We start from the raw sequence: 13,511 nt of genomic DNA, 5'->3' as shown, positions 1-13,511 counted from the left end.
TGAGGTCAATCGTGCGCAGGCAGTGAAGCCAGGTTCGGGTCTGATGCCAAAGGCCGCGTTTCGCGGCGGCCACGCCGGAGCGGGATGCGAACCCGTAGCCACAGGCTGCGGACCCGCACTTCCACCGACAGGCCGATCCTGGTCCAGCCGGCCTTGCGGAAGGCACGAAGGGAGGGACCGTTGGTCCACCATATGAACGCGAGCAGGCTGTCGATCCCAAGCTTTTTGTAATGATCGCAGGCCTCGCGGATCAGCCGCGCTGCATAGCCCCTGCCGCGGAACCGTTCTTCGGTGACGATGTCGACCAGCGCGAGTTGCTCCGCCGCGAGCGGCCAGATCGATCCGAACTCATATCCGCCGAGCGCGGCGAAATGGGCGACCGCGACGATCTGGCTTCCGAGCAGCAGCACGCGTCCCTCCAGTCCCTTGCGGGTGTAGGACAGACTGTTGCGGACCTTGTGGGTCGGGCTTCGATCCAGGGCCGCGGCGTCGGCCTCGGCCAGCGGCGCGCCTGCCAGTTCGTCCCGCGCCGAAGCTCCCGCCGTGGTCGGCGGCGAGGCCAGGATCCAGTTGACCCGCCATTCCGAGAAGACGGATGCGGCCAGGCTCTTCAACAATCGCTTCAGCATCACCGCTCAACCCTGCGGTCCCGGAACGCTTCGGGGCCGAAATCACCACCAAGCACCGTCCGGGCCGAAGCTCAATGGGTCGGTTTCGCATGTCCTGCGATGGCACGGACGGTGCGCTCCGGCTTCCCGTGCCGGTCGAAGAGCAACGCGTCCGCCGGGTCCTTCCCCGCGCGCCTGTAGGAATGCCGGCGACTGGGCGATTGGACCGGAGATTTGGAGCCATCGGCTCTACCGACCGCTCGAGGGCTGTGTTTCGTCACGCCTCCGGAACGCACCTGCGGCCCGGGCGTTGGGCGTGATCAGGAGGATGTGATGAAGGATTGCAGCGAGCGCGACGCACAGCCGAGTGTATTCGGTCTCATGCGCCGCAAGCCGACGGACGCCGAGCGCCACCTGATCGTGCGCAGCGGACTTACCCAGCGCCGCTAAGGCGCGGATCGCCCTTCCCACTCTCCTTCGGAACGTGATCGACGTTTCCCACGTCGAACGATCAAGTCATTCCCTTCCCTCTTCGCCACGCCGCGTTAGAATGGCCGGCATCGTAGACGGAAAGCGAGCATCGCCTCACCAGCATGGATTCGGTGATCACGGCTGCTGCGCGCGCCCTCGCGGCGGGTGACCCCCTGGGCGCGCTGAACCGCGTCGCGCTCCGTGACGACGGGCCAGGGCTGGCGCTGCGCGGCATCGCCATGGCGCAGCTCGGAGATTTTGATCGCGCCAGGCGGCTTCTTCGCCAGGCCGGCAAGCTCTTTGGGCCGCGAGAGGCAGTCGCCCGTGCGCGCTGCATCGTCGCCGAAGCGGAGATCGCCTTCGTTTCTCGCGATCTTGGTTGGCAGCCGAAGTCGCTCGAGTCCGCCGGGGCGATACTCGCCCGTCATGGCGACCGGGTCAATGCCGCCCATGCCCGGCAACTTGGCGCCCGGCGCCTGCTCCTGATCGGCCGCCTCGACGAAGCGGAGGCGGCATTGAAGGAGATCGATCCAAGCGCTCTTCCGCCCGCCCGCAAGGCGGCGCAGGAACTGGCGCTTGCAGAACTCGCGATCCGGCGCCTGCGCATCGGGGAGGCTCGAAACGCATTCGCACGCGCGGCGCACGCGGCACGCGACGCCGGTATAAACTCGCTGCTCGCCGAGATCGCCGTGGCCGTACAGCGCCTCAACGCGCCCGCCGCCCAGTTGGTCGTCCGAGGGGCGATACGGCCGATCCTGCTTGATCAGGTGGAAGAGCTGTTGTCGTCGAACATCTTGATCCTGGATGCATGCCGGCACGCCGTACGACAGGGCGGCGATATGGTGTCGCTCGCGCGGCGGCCCGTCTTGTTCGCTCTGGTCCGTGTGCTTGCCGAGCCGTGGCCGGAGGACGTCGGCCGCCGGGTGCTGCTCGAACGCGGCTTCGGGGCACGCTTTGCCGACGAATCACATCGGGCCCGCCTGCGCGTCGAGATCGGAAGGCTGCGTGGGGCACTAGCAGGACTGGCGGAAATCCGCGCCACCGCCGCCGGGTTCCGGCTGGCACCGACGGCATCCGATCGCCTGATGCTCCTGATGCCGCCGGTGGAGGGACCCCATATGGCGATCGCCGCCCTTCTGGCGGACGGGGAGGCCTGGTCGAGTTCCGCACTGGCGATCGCACTCGATGCCAGCCAGCGCACCGTTCAACGAGCCCTGGAGGCCCTCGCCGCAGCCGGCCGCGTCCAGTCGTTCGGCCACGGCCGCGCTCGGCGCTGGATCGCGCCGGCGATCACGGGATTCCCGACAAGCTTGTTACTCCCTGCGGCAATCGAGCCGCGCTAGGTCGATCTTCGAACCAAGATCGGGGACAACGACATGAAACGCTCGCCCGCCGAGATCGATGAGGAATTCGGACCCTTTCCCGGCATCGAAGCCGTGCACGGCGTTACCTTTGACGGGCAGCGTATCTGGTTTGCCGCGGGCGACTCGTTGAATGCGGTCGATCCGGGCAGCGGAGCCCTGGCCGAGGTGATCGATGTCGCGGCTGACGCGGGTACCGCGTTCGACGGTCATCATCTCTTCCAGCTCACCGAGAACCGCATCGACAGGATCGATCCGAAGACAGGGGTGGTGGTCTCATCGATCCCGACGCCGGAAAGCGGAGGCGGCTCCGGCCTCGCCTGGTCCGAGGGATCGCTCTGGCTCGGTCGATATCGTGACCGGAAGATCCACCAGATCGATCCGGAGACCGGAGCCATCCTCCGCACCATCGCGTGCAGCCGCTTCGTCACCGGCGTAACCTGGGTCGATGGCGAATTGTGGCACGGCACCTGGGAAGGCGACCAGAGCGACGTCCGGCGCATCGATCCAACCACGGGTGAAGTTCTGGAAGCGATCGACATGCCGAAGGGCGCCATCGTCTCCGGCCTCGAATCCGATGGCGACCGTCGCTTTTTCTGCGGCGGCGCGACCAGCGGCACGATTCGCGTCGTCCACCGACCGCTGCGTGAGACGTAATCGGATCCAGCCGGCATCTTCGCACCTGAGGCCGATGGACCCGTCTGGCGGACGCGGGGCTGGCCGCTCCGGCGACTTGGCAGCGACCTTCAACGATCCCATTATTTGTATGATTACATCAGATGTTGGGACAGAGTGCTTGCACCTGACACCGGTTTCCGGTAGCGACTCGTCATACAAATGGGACGGGAGAGGTCCTTAGTGGCGTTGTTCTGCGATCGTGTGCCATCGGAGCACGGCTTTGCCCGCCCGTCGCGCCGGTCCGTGCTCGTCACTGGGCTTGGCACGGCCTTGCTGCCGATGCTGCCACGCCGCGCCTTTGCGTGGGAGGGCGCAACGCCGGGCAGTATCATCGAAGCGGCCGATTACGGCACCGTCGGCGATGGTGAAGCGATCGAGACTGCGGGGATCCAGCGAGCGATCGATGCCGCACATCTCGCCGGCGGCGGAACCGTTCGGCTGAAGCCGGGCCTTTATCGGTCCGGCGCGTTGTTCGTGAAGTCGGGGGTGACACTGGAAGTAGGCCGCGGCGTCACCCTGCGCGGTGTCCAGGATCTTGCCGCTTACCCGCTCCTGCCCACCCGCGTCGCCGGCATCGAGATGCTTTGGCCGGCGGCCTTGCTCAACGTCTATCGCCAGAAGAATGCGCGCATCATCGGCGAAGGCACCGTCGATGGTGACGGCAAGCCGTTCTGGGACAGCTATTGGCGCCTCCGTAGGGACTATGATCCGAAGGGTCTGCGCTGGGCCGCCGATTATGATTGCAGGCGTCCGCGCCTGATCCAGATCTTCGAGTCGGAAGACGTCCGTCTCTCGGGCCCATTGCTGACCCGCTCCGGTTTCTGGACGGTGCACATCTGCTATTCGCGCGATGTCGACGTCTCCGACGTCATCATCCGCAACAATGTCGGCGGCCGCGGGCCATCGACCGACGGCATCGACGTCGATTCCTCCGACGGTGTCCGAATCGCGCGCTGCGACATCTCGGTCAACGACGACGCCATCTGCATCAAGGCCGGCCGCGACTCGGACGGCTTGCGGGTCGATCGGCCCTGCCGCAACGTGACGGTGCGCGACTGTGTGGTTCGCGACGCGCTCGCCGGCATGACCTTCGGTAGCGAGACGTCGGGCGGCTTCTCCGACATCGACGTTGCCGGCCTCCGCATCGACTATCCGGTGCCGCTCGGCATCTTCTTCAAATCCGGGTCGAGCCGCGGCGGTACGATCCGGGAGATCCGTCTGCGCGACATCGCGCTGCAGGACGTTGCCACCGTGTTGCGGGTCAACCTCGACTGGTATCCGCTCTACAGCTACGCAAAAATTCCCGCCGGTATTGCCGATCCGCCGCCGCACTGGCGCACGCTGGCGACGCCGGTGCCGCGTGCGCGGGGCATCCCGCGCATCAAGGGCGTCCGGATCGAGGACGTGCGCGCCGTCGGCGCCAAGATCGGCTTCGAGGCCGCCGCCTATGCCGAGGCCCCGCTCGAGGACTTCGTCTTCTCGCGGCTGCGCTGGGATGTCCGCGAAGCAGGAAGCATCGCCAACGCGCGAAACTGGCGCTTCACCGACAGCGTCATCGATACCCTGGACGGCAAGGGACCAAGGGTGACGGCCTCCACGGATGTGATCGGCCTCCGGCCCGGGCCGCCGGCCCCTTGAGACGAACGGAATGACGCAGGAGAGGAAGACAGGGATGATCTCGAGGATCTCACGCACGATGGCGGCAGGACTGGCCCTGTGCGTGCTCGCTGGGCCGATGCCGGCGATCGCCAAGGTGATCGGCACCAACGTGCCGGCGCAGTCGCTGACTCACGAACGGATCGCCGCCCTTCCCGCCGCCGAGCGTGCGGCATGGGCCGCCTATCTTCGTCGCTCCGAAGCGCAGATGCGCGCAGATCGTGCGTCACTCGCTGCGGAATTGCCGGCCGGCGCGACGCCGCCACCGCCTCCGCAGGCCGTGGGCGGCGGCAAGGGCAATATGCCGCTCGACCGCGATGCGTCCTGGTATGGCGGCACCGAGGCACGCGCCGTTGCGGACACGATCGTCAGCTTCCAGACCCCGGCTGGCGGCTGGAGCAAGAACCAGGATCGCGCCATCGCCCCGCGGCGCCCCGGCCAGCGTTTCGCCAACGATGCCGAGACGATGGATCCCGATCGCTCGAATTTCGACGCCCCCGCGGATCGTTTCTGGACCTTCGTCGGCACGCTGGACAACGACGCGACCACGACCGAGATGCGCTTCCTGGCACGGGTCGCCGAGCAGCTTCCGGCCGCCGAGGCCGCCAGATACCGGGCGAGCTTCGTGAAAGGCGTGCGCTACCTGCTCGCCGCCCAATATCCCAACGGCGGCTGGCCGCAGAATTGGCCGCTGGAAGGCGGCTTCCACGATGCGATCACGTTCAACGACAATGCCGTCGCCCACGCCGCCACCCTGCTCCAGGAGGTCGCCGCCGGCGGCGCACGATACGGCTTCGTTCCCGCCGATCTGCGGCGCCAGGCCGCGAGGGCTGCCGATCGCGGCATCGCGATCATCATCCGGGCGCAGGTGAGAATTGGCGGAACGCTGGCAGGCTGGCCGCAGCAGGTCGATCCGCTGACTCTGGCGCCGAGCTCCGCGCGCAATTACGAGCCTCAGTCGATCGCCAGCGCAGAGACCACCGACATTCTGCTGTTCCTGATGCAGCAGCCAAGGCCATCGTCGGCCGTCAACGCGGCGATCCGGGGCGGGATCGCCTGGCTCAAGGCCAAGGCGATTTACAATCAGGCCTGGACGCACACCCCGGAAGGCCGAAAAATCGTTCCACAACAGGGTGCCGGGCCGATTTGGTCGCGCAATTACAGCATCACCACCGGCCAGCCGATCTTCGGCGACAAGGACAAGAGCATCCACGACGACGTCAACTTCATCTCGATAGGCCGTCGCAACGGATACAATTGGTACGTGACCAGCCCGCAGCAAGCGATCGACGCCTTCGCCAAATGGTCTTCGAACAATCCGGGCTGAAGCGGTTTCGGCCGTGGAAATCATCGACTTCAAACAAGCCGGATTGACACCGGTAACAATTCTCGGGGAGAGGATAATGCGTTACTCCAATCATGCTCTGTACTTGCTCGGCGCCTCACTCGCCGGGCTCGCGGCCCCGCAGACCGCCTCTGCCCAGGCGACCGACAGTGCCGTCGGTTCGGCGGATGCCGCGCCGACCGAATCCGAGCCGGCAGCGAGCGGCGCGCAAACGGAAGAGACGGCGGCTGACGAGGGTATCATCGTCACCGGATTCCGCTCGAGCTTGGACAAGGCGCTCGGCATCAAGCGCCGCGAAGCGGGCGCGGTCGACACCATCCTCGCCGAGGACATTGCCGATTTTCCCGATCTCAACCTCGCCGAGTCGATTCAGCGCCTGCCGGGCGTCACCATCGATCGAGACACCGGCCAGGGCCGCACGATCAGCGTGCGCGGCCTCAACGCCGATTTCACCCGAGTCCGCATCAACGGCCTCGAAGCGCAGGCGGCCTATGGCGGCAATCGCAGCCGCGGCTTCGATTTCTCGATCTTCGCATCGGAGCTGTTCAACAGCATCACCGTGCGCAAGACTCAGTCGGCCGAGATCGAGGAAGGCTCGCTCGGCGCGACCGTCGATCTGCAGACCGGCCGGCCGCTCGATTTCGGCGCCGGCTTCCACACCGCTCTGTCGGGCCAGGGATCGTATAACGATCTTTCCAAGAAGCTGCTGCCGCGCCTGGCCGGGCTGGTCAGCTGGAGCAATCCGGACAGCACTTTGGGCTTCCTGCTCTCCGCCGCCTATAGCGAGCGCAAGCCGACCAGCGAGAGCTTCAACACCACCCGCTGGCAGCGGGGAGATCCGAGTGCGGCCTATGGTACCGGCAACAATTTCGCCGGCTGCGTTCCCTGCACCACGCCTGCCCAGCGGGACGAGGTGCTCAGCAACTTCTACCCGCGAATCCCGCGCTACACCTACGGATCGTTCGCCGAGGATCGGCTCGGCATCACCGGTGCGATTCAGTGGCGGCCGAGCGAGCAGACCGAGGTGACGCTCGACGTCCTGTTCTCCCGGTTCAACCAGGAAGCCGAGAGCCCCAACATCGAGGCGATCAGTTTCAGCCGTGCTGCCGGCGGCGTGCGCGAGACGATCGTCCGCGACTATGCGATCGATCCCGAGACCCAGACCATTTCCTACGGCGTGTTCGACGACGTCGACATTCGTTCGGAAAACGGCTTCACCCGCGACGAAAGCGAGTTCGCCCAGGTCTCGCTCAATGCGCGTCACGCCTTCACGGACCGGCTCCGCGGCCGGATCAAGATCGGCGGCAACGAATCGAAGGCGCGGACGCCGCTTTCCGTCTCCTACATGTTCGATGCCAACAATCGCGACGGCTTCACCTACGATTTTCGAGAGAACGACCGGCTTCCGCTGATCAATTACGGCTTCGACGTCAGCAGCGGCGCGCCCTTCACCCTCACCGAATGGCGAAAGAGCGAAGGCGGCGCCAATTACAAACTGCGCACCTATGCCGGCGCGCTCGAATATGATCTGCTGCCGCAGGTGACGCTGAAGGGCGGCGGCGAATATCGAACCTATGCCTTCGACACGTTCGGCAATCAGCAGGCGGTCTCCACCCTCTCCGGCGCTGACCGGCAAGTGGGGGTCGACGCGCTCGGCAAGGTCGTCAGCCTGGAAGGCGGGCTCGCCATCCCTGCGGGATCGAGCCTCAACTACATCGTACCCGACATCTGGAAGATCAACGACTTCCTGAGCATCTACGACGATCCCCTGGTGCCGACCTACAACGGCATTCGCGAAGTCGGCGAGAAGGACAAGGGCGCCTTCGTCCAGGCTGATTTCAACACCGATCTCGGCGGCCTCACCGTGCGCGGCAATGTCGGCCTTCGCTACGCCCGCACCGACACCACCGCCTCGGGCTTTCTCAACACCGATTATGTGACGGTGAAGAACAGCTACGAGGATTGGCTGCCCTCGTTCAACCTGGCGATCGAACCGGCGCGGGACCTGGTCGTCCGTCTCGGCGCCGCAAAGGTGATGTCGCGGCCCGCGCTCGGCGATCTTACGCCCGGCGGCAGCCTTTCGACGCCGACGCGGCGGGTGAGCTACGGCAATCCGCTGCTGAACCCGTTCCGCGCGACGAATTACGATGCTTCGGTGGAATGGTATTTCGCCCGCGAGGCGCTGCTGTCGGCAGCCTTCTTCTACAAGAAGATCGATTCGTTCATCACCACCAGCACCGAGGTGGTGCCGTGGGCGAGCCTCGGCCTGCCGGACAGCCTGCTGACCGGCACCCCGGCGTCGCCCGACGAGGATTTCGAGGTCACCCGCAAGCTCAATGGCGAAGGCGGCACCTTGAAGGGCATCGAACTGCAATATCAGCAGCCCTTCAGCTTCCTGCCCGGGCCGCTTTCCAACTTCGGCTTCATCGGCAATTACACGTGGGTCCATTCGAAGGTGAATTACGGCACCCCCGAGGCGCCGAACTACAATCGCCTCACCGGCCAGTCGAAGAACATGTTCAACGCCACCCTCTATTACGAGGACGACCGGCTGAGCGCCCGTGTCTCGGCCGCCTATCGCGATCGCTACCTCGTCGGCTTCCCCGGTGGCAATGGCAATAGCGAGGAAGGGGTGAATTCAACGCTGAACATCGATGCGTCGATGTCGTACGAGATCACCAAGACCCTCACCTTCTCGCTCGAGGCGGTGAACCTGACCGACGAATATAACGACCGTTACGTCGACGTGACCAACCGCGTGTCCAATTATCGCCACTTCGGCCGCGAGCTTCTCGTCGGTCTGCGCTGGAAATATTGAACGCATGGGCTTCGGTGCTGGAACGGGCCGAAGCCCTCCCCTTCGCCGCGCGGCGAAGACATTCGATCAGGAGTGACGCCATGTTCCGCCGGGCACGCCTTAGATACGCCCTCCTTGGCCTGACGATCCTCGGCGCCTGCCCGGCAGCGGCGGCGCCCTCCGAGGTGCCCGGCGTCGAGGCTGTGTGGCGGACGCCGCCGGCGCGGCCGGCCTTGCATGTGGATCCGGCGCGACTGCCTGGGCGTGCGGAGACGCTGGCGGCCCTGAACTACGTCGCCCGATCGCAGATCGCGGCCATGGCGGGAACGCCGATCGCCTTGTCGACCGGCAGCAATCTCAGCCAGATGTCGTCCAACTGGGTGGCGGCAACCTTCTACGTCGGCGCGGCACGGCTCGCCCGCGTCTCCGACGACCCCGAAATCCTGCGCTTCCTCACCGGGATCGGCGAGCATTACAATTACAGCCTCCGCGGCGCGCGCTCGCCGGTGACCATGCTCAACGCCGACGATCTCGCGATCGGCGATCTCTACGCCGAGCTTTACGCGCGGCGCCGCCAGGAAGGCGTATTGATGCCGCTGCGGCAGCGGCTCGACTGGCAGGTGCCGCACCTTGCGCGGAGCAAGGACAGCCCCGCCCTCATCTGGTGGTGGATCGACGCGATGTTCATGGCGCCGCCGGTGTTCGCGCGCATGTCGGCGCTCACCGGCGATCCGAAATATGTCCTCGCCGCCGACAAGGAGTGGCGCCGCACCGCCGATCGTCTGTGGGTGCCGGAGCAGCGGCTGTTCCTTCGCGACGAGCGCTTCCGCGATCGTAAAAGCGCGAACGGAGCACCGATCTATTGGTCGCGAGCGAACGGCTGGGCGATCGCGGGGCTCGCCCGCTGGCTCGAATCGGCGCCGGCGGACCTCGCGGGGCGCGACACCTACATCGCCATGTACCGGCAGCTCGCGGCGCGGCTTGCCGAGCTGCAGCAGCCTGACGGCCTGTGGCGTGCGAGCCTGCTCGATCCGAAGGCGTTCCCCGAAGCAGAGACGTCGGGCTCCGCTTTCCACGTCTATGGCCTCGCCTGGGGCATCAATCACGGCCTGATCGATCGCAAGACCTACCTGCCGCACGTCCGCAGGGGCTGGGCCGCGCTCAATCGGCAGATTCTGCCGAACGGTCTGGTCGGCGCCGCCCAGAAGACCGGCGATCAGCCGGTGGCGACGCGGGCCGACGAGGTGGGCCTCTACAGCAGCGGCGCCTATCTGTTGGCCGGGCTCGAGATCATGGACCTGAGCGGCGCGCCGCAGGCGCTGCCCGAGCCCGAGCCGAGCCAGGATCCAGCCGAACTGATCGCCCGGACCACGCCGTTGCCGCCGCCGCCGGCGACCATCGTGGGCGCCGCCGAGACCCAGCGCCGCGAAGAAGAGATGCAAGCGACGCGGGCGCTCGCCTACGATCCGGCCACGCTCGGACGGCCCTCGACTGTCGAGCGGCTGGCGCTGCCGCCGGCGGATCAGCAACGGCCCCGCGCGGTCGCGCGGTTCGCGCCGGATCGGCTGGACGATCTGCTGTGGGAGAATGACCGGGTCGCCCACCGCATCTACGGGCCGGCCCTGGAAGCGAAGGAGCCGCCTTCGGGCTCCGGCATCGACGTCTGGGCCAAGCGGGTGCGCTGGCCGTTCATGGACCGGCAGCTGAAATTCCCCAACTACCATGTCGACCGCGGCGAGGGGCTGGACTTCTACGACGTCGGCCGCGGCCGCGGCGCGGGCGGGCTCGGCATCTGGCATGACAACAAATTGTGGACGAGCCGCAACTTCGCGGCGCATCGGATCGAGGCGTCCGGCGGCGAGGTCGCCCGGTTCGAAGTCGATTACCGGCCCTGGCCGGTCGATGTGGTCCGCAAGGTGTGGGAGACGCGCCGCTTCGAGCTTCCACTCGGCTCCAATTTCACGCGAATAGTGTCGACGCTCCAGTCCGACACGGCCGCGCCGCTGATCGTCGGGGTCGGCATATCGAAGCGCAAGGCCGGAGCCGATGCGGGGAACGTCACCCGTGACGCGGCGCGCGGCCGGCTGACCTTCTGGGAGCCACAGGATCCGGAGCATGGCTCCCTCGGCCTTGCCATCCTCGTCGACCCCGCTCTGGTCCAGGGCTTTGCCGAGGACGCCGACAATTACCTGATCCTGCTGCGCGTCGAGCCCGGTAAGCCGTTCGTCTATTATATGGGCTCCGCCTGGGATCGCGGCCTCGACTATCGGACGCGCGAAGCCTGGGAGCAGGCGGTTGCCCGGCAGCAGACCGAGTTCCGCGCGCGATGAGCGGGACCATGCTTCGCGCCGTTGCCGTCTGGCTGATCCTCTGCACGGCCGCGCAGGCGGCAAGGCCGGCCGATCGCATCGACCGCAAGGCCCTGGTCACCCGTCACAACGTCACCCTCTCCAAGGCCGATCCGCACGCCCCGACCATGCTCGGCAATGGCAATTTGGGCTTCACTGCCGATATCACGGGGCTGCAGACCTTCCCGCAGCTCTATTCGGAGCTCGCCCCCCTGCTCACCATGGCCCAATGGGCCTGGCACAGCTTCCCCAATCCACAAGGCTACCGCGAACAGGATGGTATGGTGAACGTGGCCGTGCCGGGCCGCGGCAACCAGCCTTATGCCTGGATGCGGTCATGGGCCGATGCCGAGACCAACAAGGCGCTGACCTGGCTTCGCGCCAATCCGCACCGCATCTCGCTTGGCCGGCTGTCCTTCACCTCCGCCGACGGCACGCCGCTGCGCTTCGAAAAGGTCACGCAGACACGGCAGAGCCTCGATCTGTGGACCGGTACCCTTACCAGCAGCTTTCGCTATGACGGTGCCCCGGTCCGGGTCGTAACTCGGGTCCATCCGACGCAGGACCTCGTCCAGGTGGAGGTCGCGTCCCCTCTCCTCGCCAGCGGAGCGCTGCGGGTGCGTGTGGCCTATCCGGGGGTGGCTCCGGCGATCAACCCCGATCCGTCGGACTGGAGCGGCGGCGGCGGCAAGACCGATCTGCTTGTCCAGCAGCCCGGCTCGGTGCGTCTGCGCCGGACGATCGACGCGACTACCTATTGGACGGACGTGGCGAGCGACGGCGCGATCAAGCTCGCCGGACCGTCCGCCGTCGCGATCAGCGGCCAAGGGCGGACCAGATTGACGGTGCAGGTACGCTTTGCGCCCACGGAGCGGGCTGCGGCGATGCCGGCAGCAGCGGCAACGCAGCGGGCGGTCGCGGCAGCCTGGCGTGCTTTCTGGACGCAGGGCGGCGCGGTCGACTTCTCGGGCAGCACCGATCCGCGCGCCGCGGAGCTGGAGCGGCGGGTGATACTCTCGCAATATCTGTCGGCGATCAATGGTTCGGGCACCCTGCCGCCGCAGGAAGAAGGGCTGTTCTCGAACAGCTGGTACGGCAAGTTCCACCTCGAAATGCATCCCTGGCATTCCGGCTGGCAGGCTCTGTGGGGTCATTCCGACCGGCTCGAGCGCAGCCTCGGCTGGTACGTCGCCAATTTGCCGAACGCCCGGGCCGAGGCGGCACGGCACAAGGTGGAGGGCGCCTGGTGGCCGAAGATGACCGGCCCGGAGGGGCGCAACAGCCCCAGCCTCGTCTCTCCCTTCATCATGTGGCAGCAGCCCCACCCGATCTTCCTCGCCGAGCTGGTCCGGCGCGGCGGCGGCGACGCAGCGACCGCCCGCTACGCCGAGCTCGTCGAAGCGTCGGCCGATCTGCTCGCCTCCTGGCCGCTCAATCGCAATGGCCGGCGCGATCTCGGCCCGCCGCTGATCCCCGCGCAGGAGAATTACGATCCGCTGACGACGGTGAATCCCACCTTCGAGCTCGAATATTTCCGCTGGGCGCTGCAGACGGCGCAGGCCTGGCGGATCCGCCGCGGCGCCCCGCGCAAGGCTGAATGGGACGCGGCGATCGCACGGCTCGCGGCGCCAGCCGTCAAGGATGGCCTCTATCTGCCGGTCGAAAGCCAACCCGATTTCTGGACCGTGGCGAGCGGTCCCGAATGCCGCCGCAACGCCACCGCGGCGCAGTGCAAGAATCGCGACCACCCATCCTTCCTGATGGCCTATGGCTTCATTCCCGGTGCTCGCATCGATGCCGCGACGATGCGCCGGACCTTCGATAAGGTCGAAGAGGTCTGGGACGTCCGCCAGACCTGGGGCTGGGACTTTCCGATGATGGCGATGACCGCGGCGCGGCTCGGCCAGCCGGAAAAGGCGATCGATTGGCTGTTCGCCGACCTCAAGAACAACCAGTGGGGCGTCACCGGAATGACTCCGCGAGTTCACCTCGACGCGCATGCCGAGGATCTGGTGCCGGTCTCCGGGGGCGCCGGCGGCGTGCAGATGGCGGTCAATCCTGACGGCCCGGGCTATCGCCGTGCCGCCGAAACCTATTTTCCCTCGAACGGATCCCTGCTGATGGCGGTCGGACTGATGGCGGCGGGCTGGGACGGATCGAGCGGACACGCGCCCGGCTTCCCGAAGCGGGGCTGGACCGTGCGGGTTGAGGGCATCGGCAAAGCACCGTGACAGACGAGGACAGGAT

The 13,511-nt window shown here is 66.6% G+C and carries 8 protein-coding genes; 7 read left to right on the top strand and 1 reads right to left on the bottom strand.

Features of this window, described 5'->3' with window-relative positions; translation table 11 throughout:
* Positions 1-5: 5 nt before the first annotated feature.
* Positions 6-629, bottom strand: coding sequence for a GNAT family N-acetyltransferase (locus tag ETR14_RS13840; protein ID WP_129385421.1), 624 nt, complete (start codon positions 627-629; stop codon positions 6-8).
* Positions 630-1,201: 572 nt separating this feature from the next.
* Here ETR14_RS13840 and ETR14_RS13835 point away from each other — a divergent pair.
* The 7 genes from ETR14_RS13835 (at position 1,202) to ETR14_RS13805 (ending at position 13,495) form a co-directional block, all read left to right on the top strand.
* Positions 1,202-2,422 (top strand): helix-turn-helix domain-containing protein, encoded by a 1,221-nt coding sequence (locus ETR14_RS13835; protein ID WP_129385419.1) that lies wholly within the window; start codon positions 1,202-1,204, stop codon positions 2,420-2,422.
* A 33-nt stretch (positions 2,423-2,455) separates the two neighbouring features.
* Positions 2,456-3,097 (top strand): PQQ-binding-like beta-propeller repeat protein, encoded by a 642-nt coding sequence (locus ETR14_RS13830; protein WP_129385417.1) that lies wholly within the window; start codon positions 2,456-2,458, stop codon positions 3,095-3,097.
* 264 nt (positions 3,098-3,361) lie between these two features.
* Positions 3,362-4,756 carry a glycoside hydrolase family 28 protein gene (locus tag ETR14_RS13825; protein ID WP_206185831.1) on the top strand — a complete coding sequence of 465 codons (1,395 nt, stop codon included), beginning with the start codon at positions 3,362-3,364 and terminating at the stop codon, positions 4,754-4,756.
* Positions 4,757-4,790: 34 nt separating this feature from the next.
* On the top strand, positions 4,791-6,101 hold the full coding sequence (gene pelA, locus ETR14_RS13820; RefSeq protein WP_129385415.1) for a pectate lyase: 1,311 nt from the start codon (positions 4,791-4,793) through the stop codon (positions 6,099-6,101).
* A 76-nt stretch (positions 6,102-6,177) separates the two neighbouring features.
* Positions 6,178-8,937, top strand: coding sequence for a TonB-dependent receptor (locus ETR14_RS13815; protein ID WP_129385413.1), 2,760 nt, complete (start codon positions 6,178-6,180; stop codon positions 8,935-8,937).
* Between the two features lie 80 nt (positions 8,938-9,017).
* Positions 9,018-11,246 carry a glycoside hydrolase family 88 protein gene (locus tag ETR14_RS13810; RefSeq protein WP_129385411.1) on the top strand — a complete coding sequence of 743 codons (2,229 nt, stop codon included), beginning with the start codon at positions 9,018-9,020 and terminating at the stop codon, positions 11,244-11,246.
* Complete coding sequence (locus ETR14_RS13805; protein ID WP_243455516.1) at positions 11,243-13,495, top strand: hypothetical protein; 2,253 nt, start codon at positions 11,243-11,245, stop codon at positions 13,493-13,495. Before ETR14_RS13810 ends, ETR14_RS13805 begins: the two co-directional genes overlap by 4 nt.
* Positions 13,496-13,511: the final 16 nt, after the last annotated feature.

The organism is Sphingosinicella sp. BN140058 (assembly GCF_004135585.1).
Taxonomy (GTDB): domain Bacteria; phylum Pseudomonadota; class Alphaproteobacteria; order Sphingomonadales; family Sphingomonadaceae; genus Allosphingosinicella.
This window is presented reverse-complemented; position numbering and strand designations above follow the sequence as displayed.

Bases quoted from the DNA above. Each gene is read 5' to 3' on its own strand.
- ETR14_RS13840 (WP_129385421.1), bottom strand. From the start codon at position 629: ATGCTGAAGCGATTGTTGAAGAGCCTGGCCGCATCCGTCTTCTCGGAA.
- ETR14_RS13835 (WP_129385419.1), top strand. From the start codon at position 1,202: ATGGATTCGGTGATCACGGCTGCTGCGCGCGCCCTCGCGGCGGGTGAC.
- ETR14_RS13830 (WP_129385417.1), top strand. From the start codon at position 2,456: ATGAAACGCTCGCCCGCCGAGATCGATGAGGAATTCGGACCCTTTCCC.
- pelA (WP_129385415.1), top strand. From the start codon at position 4,791: ATGATCTCGAGGATCTCACGCACGATGGCGGCAGGACTGGCCCTGTGC.
- ETR14_RS13815 (WP_129385413.1), top strand. From the start codon at position 6,178: ATGCGTTACTCCAATCATGCTCTGTACTTGCTCGGCGCCTCACTCGCC.
- ETR14_RS13810 (WP_129385411.1), top strand. From the start codon at position 9,018: ATGTTCCGCCGGGCACGCCTTAGATACGCCCTCCTTGGCCTGACGATC.
- ETR14_RS13805 (WP_243455516.1), top strand. From the start codon at position 11,243: ATGAGCGGGACCATGCTTCGCGCCGTTGCCGTCTGGCTGATCCTCTGC.